This is a genomic window from Bradyrhizobium sp. BRP19 (assembly GCF_020194195.1).
Taxonomy (GTDB): Bacteria; Pseudomonadota; Alphaproteobacteria; order Rhizobiales; family Xanthobacteraceae; genus Bradyrhizobium; species Bradyrhizobium yuanmingense.
This window is the reverse complement of sequence record NZ_JADYVZ010000012.1, coordinates 183,195-199,424: the sequence shown is the minus strand read 5'-3', so window position 1 is coordinate 199,424 and position 16,230 is coordinate 183,195. Positions and strand designations below refer to the sequence as shown.

At 64.9% G+C, this 16,230-nt stretch carries 15 protein-coding genes, 2 pseudogenes and 1 riboswitch; of the genes and pseudogenes, 4 read left to right on the top strand and 13 right to left on the bottom strand.

Annotated elements, in window-relative coordinates:
* Positions 1–262: 262 nt before the first annotated feature.
* Positions 263–775, bottom strand: a complete 513-nt coding sequence (locus tag I6F36_RS29140) for a mismatch-specific DNA-glycosylase (protein ID WP_225128379.1) — start codon at positions 773–775, stop codon at positions 263–265.
* A gap of 45 nt (positions 776–820) precedes the next feature.
* Between I6F36_RS29140 and I6F36_RS29135 the strand changes: the two genes are divergently transcribed.
* A complete protein-coding gene (locus I6F36_RS29135; protein WP_109144706.1) occupies positions 821–1,375 on the top strand; it encodes a DUF4262 domain-containing protein in 555 nt (184 codons plus the stop codon).
* Positions 1,376–1,470: 95 nt separating this feature from the next.
* Here I6F36_RS29135 and thiC read toward each other — a convergent pair whose 3' ends face one another.
* From thiC to I6F36_RS29105, 6 genes are all read right to left on the bottom strand, one after another.
* Positions 1,471–3,369 carry a phosphomethylpyrimidine synthase ThiC gene (gene thiC / locus I6F36_RS29130; RefSeq protein WP_225172670.1) on the bottom strand — a complete coding sequence of 633 codons (1,899 nt, stop codon included), beginning with the start codon at positions 3,367–3,369 and terminating at the stop codon, positions 1,471–1,473.
* A gap of 185 nt (positions 3,370–3,554) precedes the next feature.
* On the bottom strand, positions 3,555–4,163 hold the full coding sequence (locus I6F36_RS29125) for a thiamine phosphate synthase (protein ID WP_036013245.1): 609 nt from the start codon (positions 4,161–4,163) through the stop codon (positions 3,555–3,557).
* Positions 4,150–4,932, bottom strand: coding sequence for a thiazole synthase (locus tag I6F36_RS29120; protein ID WP_225128375.1), 783 nt, complete (start codon positions 4,930–4,932; stop codon positions 4,150–4,152). The genes I6F36_RS29125 and I6F36_RS29120 overlap by 14 nt, the downstream gene beginning before the upstream one ends.
* A 196-nt stretch (positions 4,933–5,128) precedes the next feature.
* A complete protein-coding gene (gene thiS / locus I6F36_RS29115; RefSeq protein WP_225128374.1) occupies positions 5,129–5,326 on the bottom strand; it encodes a sulfur carrier protein ThiS in 198 nt (65 codons plus the stop codon).
* Positions 5,317–6,327 carry an FAD-dependent oxidoreductase gene (locus tag I6F36_RS29110; protein WP_225128373.1) on the bottom strand — a complete coding sequence of 337 codons (1,011 nt, stop codon included), beginning with the start codon at positions 6,325–6,327 and terminating at the stop codon, positions 5,317–5,319. Before I6F36_RS29110 ends, thiS begins: the two co-directional genes overlap by 10 nt.
* A riboswitch (TPP riboswitch) is annotated at positions 6,315–6,443 on the bottom strand. (Overlaps the previous gene by 13 nt.)
* A gap of 169 nt (positions 6,444–6,612) precedes the next feature.
* The gene (locus I6F36_RS29105; protein WP_036013256.1) at positions 6,613–7,176 is read right to left on the bottom strand and encodes a lytic transglycosylase domain-containing protein; all 564 of its coding nucleotides are present in this window, start codon (positions 7,174–7,176) and stop codon (positions 6,613–6,615) included.
* 230 nt (positions 7,177–7,406) lie between these two features.
* On the opposite strand from I6F36_RS29105, the gene I6F36_RS29100 reads away from it, so the two are divergent.
* The gene (locus tag I6F36_RS29100; RefSeq protein WP_036013259.1) at positions 7,407–7,607 is read left to right on the top strand and encodes a hypothetical protein; all 201 of its coding nucleotides are present in this window, start codon (positions 7,407–7,409) and stop codon (positions 7,605–7,607) included.
* Here I6F36_RS29100 and I6F36_RS29095 read toward each other — a convergent pair.
* Positions 7,608–8,288: pseudogene (locus tag I6F36_RS29095) on the bottom strand (ATP-binding protein); the annotation flags it as partial.
* A 32-nt stretch (positions 8,289–8,320) separates the two neighbouring features.
* On the opposite strand from I6F36_RS29095, the pseudogene I6F36_RS29090 reads away from it, so the two are divergent.
* Both I6F36_RS29090 and I6F36_RS29085 read left to right on the top strand, forming a co-directional pair.
* Positions 8,321–8,850 (top strand): annotated as a pseudogene (locus tag I6F36_RS29090) (hypothetical protein).
* A 211-nt stretch (positions 8,851–9,061) separates the two neighbouring features.
* A complete protein-coding gene (locus tag I6F36_RS29085; RefSeq protein WP_036013268.1) occupies positions 9,062–9,589 on the top strand; it encodes a PRC-barrel domain-containing protein in 528 nt (175 codons plus the stop codon).
* 72 nt (positions 9,590–9,661) lie between these two features.
* On the opposite strand, the gene I6F36_RS29080 is transcribed toward I6F36_RS29085, so the two are convergent.
* From I6F36_RS29080 to I6F36_RS29060, 5 genes are all read right to left on the bottom strand, one after another.
* The gene (locus I6F36_RS29080) at positions 9,662–10,492 is read right to left on the bottom strand and encodes an ABC transporter permease (RefSeq protein WP_036013270.1); all 831 of its coding nucleotides are present in this window, start codon (positions 10,490–10,492) and stop codon (positions 9,662–9,664) included.
* Positions 10,489–11,751, bottom strand: coding sequence for an ABC transporter permease (locus I6F36_RS29075; protein WP_225112554.1), 1,263 nt, complete (start codon positions 11,749–11,751; stop codon positions 10,489–10,491). Before I6F36_RS29075 ends, I6F36_RS29080 begins: the two co-directional genes overlap by 4 nt.
* 208 nt (positions 11,752–11,959) lie before the next feature.
* Complete coding sequence (locus I6F36_RS29070) at positions 11,960–13,009, bottom strand: ABC transporter substrate-binding protein (RefSeq protein WP_036013275.1); 1,050 nt, start codon at positions 13,007–13,009, stop codon at positions 11,960–11,962.
* A 65-nt stretch (positions 13,010–13,074) separates the two neighbouring features.
* Positions 13,075–14,184, bottom strand: coding sequence for an ABC transporter ATP-binding protein (locus I6F36_RS29065; protein ID WP_036028460.1), 1,110 nt, complete (start codon positions 14,182–14,184; stop codon positions 13,075–13,077).
* 330 nt (positions 14,185–14,514) lie between these two features.
* Positions 14,515–16,083: a DUF4403 family protein gene (locus tag I6F36_RS29060; RefSeq protein WP_225172669.1), complete on the bottom strand. Its 1,569-nt coding sequence runs from the start codon at positions 16,081–16,083 to the stop codon at positions 14,515–14,517.
* Between the last annotated feature and the right edge of the window lie 147 nt (positions 16,084–16,230).

The window sequence follows — 16,230 nt, the reverse complement described above, 5'->3', positions numbered from 1 at the left end:
GGCAGCCACAAACTGCTCTGGGTGGGCTCGATCCGATCGCCAGCGGCCTGCCGGGGTTGCAGCCCCGGCAGGCCATTCCTCTCGGAACACCCCAATCAATATCCGATTGCGCTATTACAAGGGTGGGTTAGCCGTTTCCATACGCGGTCCATCCCCACGGGACGGGGCAAGGCGTAACCCACCACGTCTGCGTCCGCGGCGACAGAAGTGGTGGGTTACGACGGGCGGACTGCGCTTCGCGCATCCGCACGTCTAACCCACCCTACGCAGCGATCCACTTGGCTAACTCCCGCCACGGCTCCAGCGTCCAATGCCCGGACGCAGCACCCGACGGCGAGGGCAGCACGAATGTCTCCGGCCAGCTTCCATCCCGCGCCTGCCGCCCCGGCGCAATCGCAGCCGACGGCCGGCCGTAAAACAAGCTCGCCGCCTTCTTGCTCGTGAACGCAATCATCCGCGGCTGATACGTCTCCATCTTCGCCCTGAAGCCCGGCACGTCGATCGCTTCCGCCGCGATCTGGTGATCCATCCCGGCACCCGTCTTGCAGAGATCGGTGAAGCCGATCCCGAGCTCGATCAGCGACGCGAACTCGCTCGGCTGATAGCGCCGTGGCGTGATGCCGGCCTCATGGATCGCACGCCAGAAGCGGTTGCCGGGATGGGCGTAATAGTGTCCGACCTCCGCCGAGCGCGTCGAGGCGGCGGTGCCGACGAAAACGAGGCGGAGGTGGGGACGGAGCTGATCGGGGAGGCGGTGGAGCTTGCTATCGGACAAAATCACTTATCCGTGGAGTTGTAGCCGGCAGGAGCGTCAGGCGATATGCTAGCGACAAAGACCCCGGATGTCGCTACGCTCGTCCTGGCTGCGCTTGTTTCATCTGGGTTGAAAATGCAAGATCAGTTCGAATGGCCCGAGCCCGAGCACGAAGCCGATAAAGTCATTTTGCGCAACGTCCGCAATCACGGCTGCCATATCACGGGCATACCAGATGCAAATCCACCGTTTGCATTTTCAATTGGTCTGCATCTGAACTATGGTCATCCCGAACTCATCATTTTCGGCCAGAGAGCCGAAACGGCGCAGGCCATCATCAACCTTGTCCGTGACCGAGTGCAATCCGGCCATAAATTCGTCGACGGCGATGTCTCCGATGATTTGCTGGAGAACGGCTACAAGCTCGGGTTCTGGGAAGTGCCGTTCGTGGCCTATCCCGAATATCTCGGCACGGCGATCTGGTTCTACTGGAAATCGCGGCGTGCATTCCCCTGTCTGCAGGTCATCTGGCAGGACGTCAATCGGCGCTTCCCTTGGGAAGTGGAATGTTTGCCCGCGGTCAAAGAGGACCAGCCGTTATTGAAGAAGAGGATTTCTTAAAGCGAGTTTCGAAGAAAAAGCCGGGCTGTCGGCCCGGCTCCTCTTTTTTCGGATGGATGCCCGGGTCAAACCCGGGCATGACGAGGAGAACTCTCTCAGAACACCCGATTGCTCTCCTTCACCTTCTCCGCATCCAGATACAAGCTCTCGCCCATCTCCTTGAACTTCGCGCTCATCTTGGCCATCCCGTCCTCGGCCGTCCCGCTCATCGACATCCCCACGCTGTTCGGATCGTTCAGCGTTGCCGCATAATCCCGCACGTCCTGCGTGATTTTCATCGAGCAGAATTTTGGTCCGCACATCGAGCAGAAATGGGCGACCTTGTGGGCTTCCTTCGGCAGGGTCTCGTCGTGGAAGTTCTTCGCGGTATCCGGATCGAGGCCGAGGTTGAACTGGTCGGTCCAGCGGAATTCGAACCGCGCGCGGGAGAGGGCGTCGTCGCGCAGTTGCGCGGCGGGGTGGCCCTTGGCGAGGTCGGCGGCGTGGGCGGCGATCTTGTAGGTGATGACGCCGGTCTTGACGTCGTTGCGGTCGGGCAGGCCGAGATGCTCCTTCGGCGTGACGTAGCAGAGCATGGCGCAGCCGAACCAGCCGATCATGGCGGCGCCGATGCCCGAGGTGATGTGATCATAGCCCGGCGCGATGTCGGTGGTCAGCGGTCCAAGCGTGTAGAACGGCGCTTCGCCGCACTCCTTGAGCTGCTTGTCCATGTTGATCTTGATCTTGTGCATCGGCACGTGGCCGGGGCCCTCGATCATGACCTGGCAGCCCTTGTCCCACGCGATCTTCGTCAGCTCGCCGAGCGTCTCCAGCTCCGCGAACTGGGCCCGGTCGTTGGCGTCGGCGATCGAGCCCGGACGCAGGCCGTCGCCGAGCGAGAACGAGACGTCATATTTGCGCATGAGATCGCAGATCTCGTCGAAATGCGTGTAGAGGAAGCTCTCCTTGTGATGCGCCAGGCACCACTTCGCCATGATCGAGCCGCCGCGCGAGACGATGCCGGTGACGCGGCTGGCGGTGAGGTGGATGTATTGCAGGCGCACGCCGGCGTGGATGGTGAAATAGTCGACGCCCTGCTCGCACTGCTCGATCAAGGTGTCCTTGTAGAGCTCCCAGGTCAGCTTGACCGGATCGCCGTTGCACTTCTCCAGCGCCTGGTAGATCGGCACGGTGCCGATCGGCACCGGCGAGTTGCGCAGGATCCATTCACGCGTGGTGTGGATGTTGCGGCCAGTCGAGAGGTCCATCACGGTGTCGGCGCCCCAGCGGATCGCCCATACCATCTTCTCGACCTCTTCCTCGACCGACGAGGTCACCGCCGAGTTGCCGATATTGGCGTTGATCTTGGTCAGGAAGTTGCGGCCGATGATCATCGGCTCGAGCTCTGAGTGATTGATGTTGGAGGGGATGATGGCGCGGCCGCGCGCGATCTCCGAGCGCACGAACTCCGGGGTGATGAAGGCGGGCACCGAGGCGCCAAAACTTTCGCCGTCGGCGAGCGCGGCTTCGGCGCGCTCGAGTTGCTGCTTGCGCCCGAGGTTTTCGCGCTCCGCGACGTAGATCATCTCCTTGGTGATGATGCCGGCGCGGGCGAATTCGAGCTGCGTCACCTTGTGGCCGTCGAGGCCGCGCAGCGGCTTGTGATAGGCCGAGAAGGCGCGCGCGGCCTTGTCGGTGGAGACGCTGCCATTGTCCTCCGGCTTGATCTGCCGGCCCTCATATTCCTCGACGCCGCCGCGCTCCAGCACCCATTGCTTGCGGTTGCGCGCCAAGCCGGCATTGACGTCGATGGTGACGGAGGGGTCGGTGTAGGGCCCCGACGTGTCGTAGACCGGCAGGTTCGGCTCGCCCGCGCCTTCAGACAGGATGATCTCGCGCAAGGGCACGCGGATATCCGGCGCGGCGTCGGGTGTCGCGAAGATTTTTCGCGAGGAGGGCAGGGGGCCGGTGGTGACGGCGGGAACGGTCTGATCGGGGTTGGAGCGGATGTTCATGGGATCCTCCTAATTCAGTTCGATGGCGTCGCTGCGCGAGCGACAAATTCGGCTGTCATCCCCGCGAAGGCGGGGATCCAGTATTCCAGAGGCGGTGCGGCTAGAACCGAGAGGCCGCGGCGTACTGGATCGCCCGGTCAAGCCGGGCGATGACAGTGGCGTGTGGGGTGAGAGCGGGGCGATCATCACGCCGCCTCCTTCGAACCGTCGAGCCATTGCCGCACGCGGGCATCGGGGTCGGGGTTTTGGGTGACGTCGGAGACAACAGCAATCGAATCCGCGCCTGCGGCAAAGATCTCGGCGGCGTGCTCGAACTTGATGCCGCCGATGGCAACCAGCGGGATGGTGCCGATGCGCTGCTTCCATTCGGTGATCTTGGGAATGCCCTGCGGCTCGAAGCGCATCGATTTCAGGGTCGTGAAGAAGATCGGGCCGAGCGCGACGTAGTCGGGCTTCGCCGCCAGCGCGGTCTCAAGCTCGGCGTCGTCATGGGTGGAGATGCCGAGCTTGAGGCCGGCCTCGCGGATAGCGCCGAGATCTGCGTCTGCAAGATCCTCCTGGCCGAGATGCAGGTATTGTGCACCCGCAACGATCGCTGCGCGCCAATAATCGTTCACCACCAGCTTGGCCTGCGTGTCCTTGGTGATGGCCAGCGCGTCGGTGACGATCTGCAGCGCGTCGGCGTCGTTCAGCTCTTTGGCGCGCAGCTGGATGGTGCCGACGCCGAGCTTGGTCAGGCGTTCGACCCAGGCCAGGCTATCAACCACGGGATAGAAGCGATCAGGATACGGCATGCCAGAACGGGGTCCCAACGACAGGGGTGGAGGGCGAGGCGAAGTCGCGGGCGTTCATCAGCCCGGCCTCGTAAGCGGTGCGGCCGGCCTCACAGCCGAGGCGGAAGGCGTTCGCCATTGCGACGGGATCGGCGGCTTTGGCGATGGCGGTGTTGAGCAGCACGGCATCATAGCCGAGCTCGAACGCCTGCGCGGCGTGAGAAGGCGCGCCGAGGCCAGCGTCGACCACCAGCGTGATGTCGGGCAGCCGCTCGCGCAACAGTTTTAGCGCATCGCGGTTGGTGATGCCCTTGGCGCTGCCGATCGGAGCGGCCCACGGCATCACCACCTTGCACCCGGCGTCGACCAGGCGGCTCGCGACCGAGAGGTCTTCCGTGCAATAGGGGAACACCTCGAAGCCGTCCTTGATCAGGATGCCGGCGGCTTCGACCAGGCCGACGACGTCGGGCTGCAGCGTGTCGTTGTCGGCGATGACCTCGAGCTTGATCCAGCTCGTGCCGAACAATTCGCGGGCGAGCTTGGCCGTCGTCACCGCCTCGCGCACGGTGCGGCATCCCGCGGTGTTCGGCAGCACTGACACGTCGAGCTCGCGGATCAGCTTCCAGAACGCATCGCCAGTCTTGCCGCCGGCGGATTCGCGCCGCAGTGACACCGTGACGATGTTGGCACCGGAGGCGCGGATCGCCTCTTGCATGATCGCAGGCGAGGGATAGAGCGCGCTGCCGATCAGCAGGCGGGAGGCGAAGGTTTTGCCGTAGAAGGTCACCATGTGGGAGGTGTCTCCTTAGAAGACGGTGTCAGCCCAGATGTAGCTGTCATCCTCGCGAAGGCGGGGATCCAGTACGCCGCGGCAGTGCGGCTGGAACCGTGAAGCCGCGGCGTACTGGATCGCCCGGTCAAGCCGGGCGATGACAGGGGAATGTGCGGCGCGCGCCGGCGCGACAAATAGACAGCCATCACCATCCTCACCCTCCCTGCCGCGGCGTGATGATCTCGATCTCGTCGCCGGCGTTCAGTCGCGTCTCGGCCCAGCGGCTTTTCGGCACGACGTCGTAATTCAGCGCGATGGCGAAATGGCTGCCTTCGTAGTCGAGCTCGGCGAGCAGCGCGTCCACGCTGGACGAAATCACCTCGCGCTGCTCACCATTGACGATCAGGCGCATTGCATTACCTCGTTGTCGATCTGGCCGCGCTCGACATAGGCGAGCGTCAGCTCGGCGAGCGCGGGCGCAATCAGGAAGCCGTGGCGGTAGAGGCCGTTGACGCTGATCTTGCGATCGCGAATGCCGATGCGCGGCAGATTGTCGGGATAAGCGGGGCGCAGCCCCGAGCCGAACTCGACGATGCGGGCCTCGCCGAACGCCGGGTGCACCGTATAGGCCGCGCCCAAGAGCTCCAGCGCGGAGCGCACGCTGACGCCGGTGTCCTCGGCCTCGATCGAGGTCGCGCCCAGCATGAACAGGCCGTTCTCGCGCGGGATCACGTAGAGCGGCCAACGCGGATGGATCAGCCGCACCGGGCGCGCCAGCTGCACCTCGTCCGTCTCGATCAGGATCATCTCGCCCTTGACGCCGCGAAGCTCGCTCTGCTCGTCGCGGGCACCAAGGCCGCGGCAGTCGATGACGATGCCGTCAAGCTCGTTCGCGGTGACGTCGCTGCAGAACTTGATGGTGCCGCCGGCAGCCTTGATGCGCTCGTGCAGCTGCGGCAGCACGCGGCGCGGCTCGACATGGCCCTCGGCGGGGAAGAACAGCGCGTCGCGGAAGCGGCCCTCCAGCGACGGCTCGAGCGCGGCAAGGCCGGCGGCATCGAGCCGGCGGTGATCCGCGGTCATGCGCGCAAACCGCTCGAAATCGTTGCGCTCGCGCGGGTGGGCGACGACCAGCGAGCCGTTGAACGGCGTGTCGGGCAGCTCGCGCCGCCAGAGATCGAGCGAGCGCAAGCCCAGGCGGCTGATGATGGGCTCGGCGATCTCGGCCTCGCAATAGGGCGCGAGCATGCCGCCGGCCCAATGGCTGGTGGCATCCGTCATCGCCTCGTCACCGCGCTCGTGCAAGGTGACGGCATGACCGGCCTGCGCGAACAGCAACGCCTGCCAGGCGCCCGCGATGCCTGCGCCGATGATGGATACCGGTGAATCCGGTCGCTTGATGGTCTGCAACATCCCTGTCCCTTCGCCGGCATGACCCGGATCAGGTTCAAAGGGTCACCGCGGTCCTGGGCGGTATTGCCCATTTAGCGGTATCTCAGCTCCTCCTCGGAGCACCCCTCGGAACGGTGGTAATGTATGCCAGCAGGATGGGGTGGTCAACGCGGTAACAGTCGTCATGCCCGGGCTTGTCCCGCCTGCGCGGCCGAAGCCGCTTCGGCGAGGCGAAGGCCCGGGCATCCATTCTTGGCGCGGATGCAAAGACGTGGATGGCCGGGTCAAGCCCGGCCATGACGGAGATCAATGAGCGGGAACCTGTGCCCGCGCGTTGCGGACCCGCTGGGCGAGCTTCCTGTGCGTCGGCGCGCCGAACATCGGCTGCGGGTTGCCGTTCGGCTCGAGCCAAGGTTGGCCCATAGTGCCCTGACCCATGGTCTCGCCGGCATTGGCGACCTGGACGGCCTCCTGCCGCTGGCGCTTTGCAGCATAGTAATAGCCGCCCGCGAAATAACGCACGGCTCGCGCGTGATCGCCATTGGCGGCGCGGTAGGCGCCGGCGAGGTACTTCACGGCGTAGGTGAGGTTGGTGTTGGGATCGCGTAGGCCGGCTGCATCGCCGGTGTAGCCGACCCCGCGGGCGGTCGCGAGCTTGATCTGCATCAGCCCGATGGTGCCGCCGCGACCGACCACATGCGGCTGATAGCGGCTTTCGCGCATGATGACGCGATGCACCAGCGCTTCCGGCACGCCGTTGGCGCGGGCATGGGCGGCCACCATCTCGGCATATTCGGCTTGCCCGGCGAAAGCTGCCTGCGGCAACGTCAATCCGGCCGCGAGCAGCGCGACAATTCGTAAGATTTTCATCGAAATATTCCTCGGCATAACGGACCCGCGCCCGAGCGCGTTAGGCCGTGGGAACACGGCGATGATGTGGCGAAATGTCACCAACGGCGATTTTCGCCGGCTCGTCGCTTTTGCGACTTAAACCTGGGTTAAGCTCGGAGCTGGTGGAGTGCCTTACGCGACAGCGGGTCTGTCCATTTCGCGCATTCGCCCAACAATCGCTAGTCAAAGCCAGCACTCGGGAGACGTCCATGACCCCTGCAGACATCGACGACATTCCCAAGCAGAACCCTTGTGCACAATGTGGCACACCGATCCCGTTCCCTGACTGGATCGAGCCGGGCGAGGGGCGCGTCTCCTATCTCTGGACCTGCCACGCCTGCAATTACCGCTTCGAGGCGGTGGCGATCTTCCCGCACGAGGCGATCGAGCACCCGCCGCTCGCGGCTTGATCAGGCGGCAAGGCGCGGTGCCTGCGAGACCGGCAATCGCATCCGCACGATCAGGCCGCGCGGGGCGCGGTCATGCAGCGACAGCTCGCCGCCGTGGCCGAGCGCGATTGCGCGCGCGATCGACAGGCCGAGCCCGAAGCCGGTGGAGTAGTCCATGGTGCGCGCGTCGTCGCCGCGCGCGAACGGCTCCAGCATCTCCTGCTTGCGTGCATCCGAAATGCCGGGGCCGTCGTCCTCGACGTCGATGACGAGCATGGTGTCCGAGGCGTCGAGGCGGATCGTCACCTCGGCGCCGAAGCGCACCGCGTTCTCGACCAGGTTGGTGACGCCGCGATGCAGATCGTCGGGCCGCGCGGCGGCGGTCGCGGACGCCGGCCCGACATAGTGCACGACTTGGCCCATGTCGCCGAATTGATCGGCGACGAGCTGCAGCGTGCTGGCGATGTCGACCAGCGTCACCGCCTCGACCTTGCGGTCGTCGCGCAAGAGCGACAGCACCGATTCCAGCATCGCGCGCATCTGGTCGAGATCCATCAGCATGCGCTTGCGGTTGGCTTCGTCCTCGATGAACTCGGCGCGCAGGCGCAGCCGCGTGATCGGCGTGCGCAAATCGTGGCTGATCGCGGCCAGCATCCGCGTGCGGTCCGACATCAGCCGCACGATCCGCTCGTGCATGCGGTTGCGGCGAAACCCGCAAAACCAAGGGAGCCATCATGACCTCGATCTCGGCGGCCTCCGCCGGCAGCTATCAATCGCCACTGCAACGGCTTCAGCAGGAATTGCAGTCGCAAGTCTCCGCCGGCACGATCTCGTCGTCGGACCAGTCCGCGCTCTCGACGGCGCTGACGGATATCGACACGGCGCTCCAGCAGAGCCGATCGAGAGGCCAGTCGAGCGGCGCGCCTCCCTCCAAGGACGAGATGCAGTCGAAGATCGAGGACCTCATCTCGAGCGAAGTGTCGAACGGGACGCTGACCTCCGAACAGGCCGAGGAGCTGAAAAGCGTGTTTCAGTCCGCCTTCGCGCGTGGACTAGGCGGTCCGCCGCCGGACGACGGCTCTTCGGATTCGACGACGACGGATTCGACGAGCAGTAGCTCGACGGACCAGACCACCGCCGAGATCCTCCAGCAATTCCTCCAGGCGCTGCAGCAATCGCAATCGTCAGCCTCTCCTACGGTGCCAATGGCAGCTCAACCGGCAATTCGAGCCTCGCCGCGCTCCTGATCGACTACAAGAGCTGACCTCGGCGACGCCGGGTCGGCGCGGTCCTCGCCGCGGTCCTGCCTTGCCCCAATGCGCATGATCCTCGGCGGGGAACCGTGCACCGCAAAATGTTCCTGAGTGACGCAGGAACAGTTCGCGCATGGCGCGACGAAATTGCGGCGCGCACGGAACTGCGCCCGATCAGAGCGGTTTTCTCCGCACGAGTTTTCTGTGAAGGAGAGGACAACAATGTTGATGAAATCGATCGTCACCGGCCTCGCCGGTACCGCGCTACTTGCGACCGTCGCAATCGCGCAAACGCCGCCCGCCGCCACCACCGACAAGGCGGCCCCTGCGGCCACCGCAACGACCACGACGGCTTCCGGCCAGTGGCGCACCTCGAAGATGGATGGCCTGAAGGTCTACAACGAGGCCAACGAGAACATCGGCACGATCAACGACCTGCTGATGGACAAGAACGGTGACATCAAGATCGCCGTGATCGGAGTCGGCGGCTTCCTCGGCATGGGCGAGCATCTGGTCGCCGTGCCCTATGAGAAGCTGAAGTTCGTCAACGAGCCCGTCGCCTATACCGGCACCGGCGCGAACACCGGCGCCCGGCCCGCCGGCACGACGACCGGCGCTGCGACCGGTACCGACAGGCCCGCAGCGACCGCATCGACGTCGTCCGCGTCGAAATGGTACCCGGACCACGCCGTGTTCAATGCCAGCAAGGACGAGCTGAAGAACATGCCGCAGTTCAAGTACGCGGAGTAATGCGGCTCGCGTAACTGCCTGAACGAAGCGCGCCTGGTTTTCACCGGGCGCGCTGTCATGTCTTTAACTTCCTCAACCCCCGCTGCCCTTGAGCCGTTCATTGCGTCGGCGCAGGGCTTCCAGGGTGGCGAGCAAGATGACCGAGACGGTCGTCAAGATCACGGCCGCTGCCGTGATGGTCGGGCTGATGTTCTCGCGGATGCCGCTGAACATCTCGCGCGGCAGGGTGCGCTGCTCGGGACCCGCCATGAACAGCACGATCACCACCTCGTCGAAGCTGGTTGCGAACGCGAACAGCGCGCCTGATGCCAGACCCGGCAGGATCAGCGGCAGGATCACGCGACGGAACGCGTAGATTGGCGAGGCGCCGAGCGAGGCGGCCGCGCGTGCCAGATTAGTGTCGAAGCTCTGCAGCGTCGCCCCGACCGTGATCACTACGAAGGGCGTCGCCAGCGCGGTGTGAGCCAGGATCAGGCCGAGATAGCTGCCGGTCAGCCCGATCGGCGCGAAGAAGAAGTACAGGCCGACCGCGGTGATGACCCCGGGCACAACCACCGGCGACAGCACGAAGGCCAGCACGAGCGGCTTGAACCGGCTCTTCCACTGCGCCAGCCCCAGCGCGGCCAGCGTGCCGAGGACCATGGACAACAGCGTCGAGGCGACGCCGATGATCACGCTGTTCTTGAGCGAGTTCATCCAGCGCGGCGAATTGACGAAGTCGTCGTACCAGCGCAAGGAAAGGCCCGGCAGCGGATAGGTGAGGTACGAGCTGGAACTGAACGACAGCGGCATGATCGCAAGGATGGGCGCGATCAGGAAGATGAACACCAGCGTGGAGACAACGATAGTCGCGGTCCACGCGATGCGCTGGCTGGGGGTGCGCAAGGAGGAATTGTCGCTCAATTCTTCATCCCTCCCGTGACCTGCTGGCCCTGCACCAGCTTGCCGTAGACGAGAGCGAGCAGAACGGTGGCGAGCAGCAGCACCGCGCCCAGCGCCGAAGCAAGGCCCCAATTGGCCGTCTCGGTCGTGTAGAGGGCGATGAAGTAGCTGATCATCTGGTCGGCGGCGCCGCCGACGAGGGCCGGCGTGATGTAGTAGCCGAGCGCCAGGATGAAGACGAGCAGGCTTCCCGCGCCGATGCCAGGCAGGGTCTGCGGCAGGTAGATCCGTAGGAAGGCGGTGAGGGGCGGTGCACCGAGCGAAGCGGCGGCACGCATGTAGGCGGGCGAGATCGCCTTCATGCTGCTGTACAGCGGCAGGATCATGAACGGCAGCAGAACGTGGGTCATGGCAACGCAGACGCCGAAGCGGTTGTAGATCAGGCGCAAGGGTGCGTCGATGATGCCGAGCCAGAGCAGACTATCGTTCACGACGCCCTTGCTCTGCAACAGGACGATCCAGGCGCAGGTGCGAACCAGGAGCGACGTCCAGAACGGCAGCAGTACGAAGATCATCAAGAGGTTCGACCGGCCGGGCGGCAGCGTCGCCAGGAGGTAGGCGACCGGAAAGCCGAGAATCAGGCAGAGGGCCGTGACAGCGAGGCTGATGAGGAAGGTGCGGAGGAAAATGTCGCGGTAGATGGCCTGATCCGGTGGTGCGGCGACGATCGCGCCGTCGGCGTTTCGCGTCAGGTCGAGCGCGGCGAGCAGGTAGAAGCCGGTGATCGGGCCGCCGGCGTCCTTGATCGTGGTCCAGGTGGCGCGTTCGCGCCAGGCGGGGTTGATCCTGCCCAGCGTCTCCCTGGCCGTACCGGGCTCAGGCACCGCCTTCAGATTGCGTCCTGTGCTGGTCAGGATCGTGCGGAAGCCGTTCAGCGCGTAGTTGAGCCGTTTGGCCGCAATCGCAAGGGTGCCGGCGGCGCGCGCCGCCAGGATGTCGCTTGCAAGCGCCGCATAGGCGTTTTCATCCGGCAAGTCCTTGCCGTCCCAACTGGCAAGAGCAGCGACCGTTTGCGGCAGGACCCGACGCACCTCCCAGTCCTCGACCGAGCGCCACAGCATGCCGGCGATGGGACCTGCGAAGGTGAAGAGCAGAAACAGCAGAAGCGGCAGGACCAGCGCCAATGCCTTGACCTGGCGTGTCCGCTCCGCACGCCTCAATCGGCGTTTGAGCGGCACCTCAGTCTTGTTATCGGCGCCGAGCGCGGGCGCTGCTGTCATGGAGAAAGCCTCTTGGAGCAGCCTGAGCAAGCGCCTCGTCCTTCGAGACGACCGCTTCGCGGTCTCCTCAGGATGAGGCTCATTGACATTGGTGCCAGTAACGTCGCTGCCACAGACTCAGACCTTCATCCTGAGGGCCCGCCGTAGGCGGGCGTCTCGAAGGATGCGCCACGGGCGAGTTGTCCGCGCGCACCTCTAGCTGCTCCCGCTATTTCGCGGCCCATTTGTTGAAGCGCTCGGTCAGGCGGTCGATGTTCTCGAGCCAGAAGGCCACGTTGATCTCGACCGCGTTCTTGATGTTGTCAGGCGCCGTCGGCAGGTCCTTCAGGACGGCGGGCGCGAGCCGGCCGGCGGCATCCTTGTTCGAAGTGCCATAGGCAATGTTCTCCGACAGCTTGGACTGGTTCTCCGCCTTTCCGACGAAGTCCAGGAACTTGTAGGCCGCATCCTTGTTCGGGCTCCCCTTCAGGATGACCCAGCTGTCGAGGGTGAAGAGCGCGCCGTCCCACACCATGCCGAAGTTCTTCTTCTCGTTCTTGTTCGCGGTGTCGATGCGGCCATTGTAGACCGAGGTCATCGCCACCTCGCCGGAGGCGAGCAATTGCGGCGGCTGCGCGCCGGCCTTCCACCAGACAAGGTCGCCCTTGATAGTGTCGAGCTTCTTGAAGGCGCGCTCGATGCCTTCGTCGGTCGCCAGCACCTTGTAGACGTCCTTCGGTGCGACGCCGTCGGCCATGAGGGCGATCTCCAGCGTGGTCTTCGGGCCCTGGCGCAGCGCGCGCTTGCCCGGAATCTTCTTGGTGTCGAAGAAGTCGGCCCAGCCTTTCGGGGCCTCCTTCAGCTTGTCCTTGTCGTAGCCGAGGACGAAATCGTAGAGGATGGCGCCGACCCCGCAAGGATTGACCGACGGCGGGATGTAGGCGGCCTCTCCGCCGATCTTGGAATAGTCCAGTTTCTCGAACAGGCCTTCCTCGCAGCCGACCGCGAGCTCATCGCTCTCGACCTGGACGACGTCCCAGGTGGCGGCGCCTCCCTGCACCTTGGCGCGCAGCACGCCGACGCCGCCGTCCCAGGATTCGTCGTTCATCGCGATGCCGGATGCTTTCTTGAACGGCTCGAAATAGACCTTCTTCTGGGCCTCCTGATACGCGCCGCCCCACGAGACGACAGTGAGGTCACGCGCTTCTGCGACATTGGTCAGCGCGACACCGGCGCCCAATGCCGCGGCGAAACCCAGAGCAATCTTGCGCTTCAGCATGGTCTTCGTTCCTTCTTCATGTGAGTTGCGTTGACATTGATTGTTTCAGTTTCGTCGCCGGCAGATCAGACGGGATCGAGGGCGAGGCAGTCTTCCGGGCGGAAGGTGATGAACACGCTTTCGCCAGGTCTTAGGCCGTGATGCGCTCCCGGCTGAAGCTTGACCATGAACTCGGCGTTGCCGGCCACATCTAGCACGGCCAGCGCGTGGTCGCCGAGATAGATGGTGTTCTGCACTTTTGCCGGCAGCCGGTTCGGTCCCTCACTGGAATTGCCATTGGGAATTATTGCGACACGCTCCGGCCGCACCGACAGAGAGGTCGATGCGCCTGCGCCTGACACGTTGACCGCCCGTGCGGCGACTGTGCTGCCACCGGCCAGCGCGACGCGGCAATAATCCCTCTCCACGGTTTCCACGGTGCCGGCGAGCACATTGTTCTCACCGATGAAGTGGGCGACGAAGCTGTTCACGGGATGCTCATACAGCGCGTCGGGGCGGTCGATCTGTTGCACGATGCCGTCGTTGAATACGGCGATGCGGTCCGACATCGTGAGCGCTTCGCTCTGGTCGTGGGTGACATAGACGATCGTGATGCCCATCGTCTCGTGCAGCTGCTTGATCTCCAGCTGCATCTGCTCCCGCAGCCGCTTGTCCAGTGCGCCCAGGGGCTCGTCCATCAGCACGAGCTGCGGATTGAACACCAGCGCGCGGGCCAGCGCCACGCGTTGCTGCTGACCGCCGGACAATTGCCCGGGCCGCCGGTGCGCAAAAGTTTCCATCTTGATCATGCGCAGCGCCGCGCTGACGCGCTCTTGCGTCTCCGCCTTGCTCGACTTGCGAACCGAGAGCGGGAAGGCGATGTTTTCCGCGATCGTCAGGTGCGGAAACAGCGCGTAGTTCTGGAACACCATGCCGATGTCGCGCCTGTGCGGCGGCACGTTCTTGATCGGCCGCTCGCTGAGGTAGATCTCGCCATGGGTCGGCACCTCGAAGCCGGCCAGCATCATCAGCGTGGTCGTCTTGCCCGATCCCGACGGGCCGAGCAGGGTGATGAATTCGCCCTTCCTGATGTCGAGGTCGAGGTTCTTCACCACGAGATGCTCGCCATCATAGGTCTTTTGAATGCCGGAAAAACGCACCAGCGCCGGCGCAGGCGTGACCATGCCGGCTTCCATGTTGTCCTCGCGTTGTCCCCTACAATGCGCGTGCGAGATTAGCATCCTGCAGCGAGAATGCCAGCGGCGCAAGCGACGAGGAATTGTGCGGGTCCGGCGAGTGGCGGGACAACCGCCTCTGACGGGTGGCGGCGCCTGCACGCACGCCTCGTCCTTCGAGACGGCGCTTGCGCGCCTCCTCAGGATGAGGCTCATCGGCGTCCGTGCTCGTTGCAACAGCTGCCGCGCACTCCGCCCTCATCCTGAGGAGCCCGCCCAAGCGGGCGTCTCGAAGGATGGCCGCAGGGAAGAGCTCTCACATGCGACGGCCCTGCGATGCGCAGGGACGCGCTACATCCCCGACAGCTTCGTCACGAATACGTTCAGCGAGCCGCCGGCTTCCGCGACCACGCGCAGGGTCTTGGAATCGAAGGCGATGTCGGCGAGAGTGAGGCTGTCGATCCTGGCCTCGACCTTGAGGCCGTCCTCGCTCTTCTGGTAATCGGCGATCGCGGCGGCGATCTTCTCGCGGGCGTTGGCGGCGATCGGCTTCAGATCCAGGGTTGCCCTCTGCAGCAGCGCCTGCTGCATCTGCGGGACGACGGCGCGGGCGGCGGCACCCAATAGGCCGAAGGCGGCCTCGGATTCCAGCGCGAGCTGGATGTCGGTGAGCCGCAGCGTCTGTTGCGCCTGGTCGAGCACCGGCCGGCCCCAGATGTGCACATTCGCCTCGGCGCCGAGGCCGAACCAGCTCTTCTTCTCCTTGGCGCGCACCAGAAGCGAGATCAGCAGTTGGTCGCCCGACGGGATGACGTTGGCGCTCTTGACGGTGACGTCGACCGGGCCGGAGCCGTCCTCCGGATAGGTGCGGCCGACCATCTGCGCTGCGATCAGCTTGTTGATCTCGGTGAAAGGCACGTCGATCGGCACGCCGATACTCACGCCTGTGCCGGTCGGCGGCACGATCGAGATCTTGTCGGGGAACGGACAGTCCGGCTTGGTCGGCGTCGAGGTCACGCGTGTCTCGGCTTCGAGGCCGAGCAATAAGGTCACGGCCTGCGCATCGACGCGCGGCTGCGCCGCGATCGCGCGCACCGGCTTCATCTCGAGCCAGAGCGGCGGCAGCGCCGCCGAGGCGCTGGATCCTTGCAGCGGGATCGAGCGGCAGGCCTTGATCCATTGCGCCTTGGCATTCTCGCGCAGGCTGGGATCGTTGCGGATGCGCTCGGAGACGGCGTTGACCTGCTCGCCGACGGTCTTGTCGATCAGCGGCTTGACCTGCGCGGGCACGTTGACCTTGGCGCCGGCGACGTTGAGGTTGGTGTCACCGAGATTGACCTGGGCGCCGAGATTGGGCTCCAGATACCAGGCGGCGGCGAGCTTCGGGCGCGAGGTGACGACGACGTTGCCCTTGATCTCCGCGCTCGCGTTCAGGTTCTTGATGTTGACCGCGCCGATCCGCTTCGCGGCGTCGCCGCCGAGCACGCTGCCAAGCGCATCGCCAAGCGCGCCTGTGGCCTTCGACGACAGAGAGCCGGTCACGTTGAGCTTGCCGGTGAGCGGGGTCGAGATCGTCAGCACGTCCTTGTCGCCGGCTGCCGCCATCGGGCCCCGGGCGGCGGACCAGCCGATATCGGCATTCTCCAGGATCTGCGAGATCGGGTTGTCGGCCTTGCCGGCGAAATTGCGCGGCGCGGCCCTCTCGGCCTGCTCGCGGATCGCCGACAGCGCGATGGCGACCGGCGCGATCACGATGGAGCTCTTCGAGGCCGGCGGCAGCGGCGGCAGCTGTGCGACCGGCGGCGCCGAATTCGTCGCGCGCGGCGCCAGCCAGTCCATCGCCTTCAGGCTGATGAAGAACGACGCCGCGAGCACCGCGACACCGATCAGGATAGTCTTCAGATTCCACGTCAGACGCATCAATCCCCCAAGTCGCCCCGACGGGGATTCTACAGGGCGGGCGAGGAGGGCGCTAGAGCGCACCCGTTGGGTGGAATTGGGGCGAACAGGTTACGGATTGTGAACGCGCCGTCGGCGTGCCGTCACGCCAGGCGCAAGGACTAACGC

Coding starts and splice junctions, on each gene's coding strand:
- I6F36_RS29135 (WP_109144706.1), top strand. CDS start 821: ATGCTAGCGACAAAGACCCCGGATGTCGCTACGCTCGTCCTGGCTGCG.
- thiC (WP_225172670.1), bottom strand. CDS start 3,369: ATGAACATCCGCTCCAACCCCGATCAGACCGTTCCCGCCGTCACCACC.
- I6F36_RS29125 (WP_036013245.1), bottom strand. CDS start 4,163: ATGCCGTATCCTGATCGCTTCTATCCCGTGGTTGATAGCCTGGCCTGG.
- I6F36_RS29120 (WP_225128375.1), bottom strand. CDS start 4,932: ATGGTGACCTTCTACGGCAAAACCTTCGCCTCCCGCCTGCTGATCGGC.
- thiS (WP_225128374.1), bottom strand. CDS start 5,326: ATGCGCCTGATCGTCAATGGTGAGCAGCGCGAGGTGATTTCGTCCAGC.
- I6F36_RS29110 (WP_225128373.1), bottom strand. CDS start 6,327: ATGTTGCAGACCATCAAGCGACCGGATTCACCGGTATCCATCATCGGC.
- I6F36_RS29105 (WP_036013256.1), bottom strand. CDS start 7,176: ATGAAAATCTTACGAATTGTCGCGCTGCTCGCGGCCGGATTGACGTTG.
- I6F36_RS29100 (WP_036013259.1), top strand. CDS start 7,407: ATGACCCCTGCAGACATCGACGACATTCCCAAGCAGAACCCTTGTGCA.
- I6F36_RS29085 (WP_036013268.1), top strand. CDS start 9,062: ATGTTGATGAAATCGATCGTCACCGGCCTCGCCGGTACCGCGCTACTT.
- I6F36_RS29075 (WP_225112554.1), bottom strand. CDS start 11,751: ATGACAGCAGCGCCCGCGCTCGGCGCCGATAACAAGACTGAGGTGCCG.
- I6F36_RS29070 (WP_036013275.1), bottom strand. CDS start 13,009: ATGCTGAAGCGCAAGATTGCTCTGGGTTTCGCCGCGGCATTGGGCGCC.
- I6F36_RS29065 (WP_036028460.1), bottom strand. CDS start 14,184: ATGGAAGCCGGCATGGTCACGCCTGCGCCGGCGCTGGTGCGTTTTTCC.
- I6F36_RS29060 (WP_225172669.1), bottom strand. CDS start 16,083: ATGCGTCTGACGTGGAATCTGAAGACTATCCTGATCGGTGTCGCGGTG.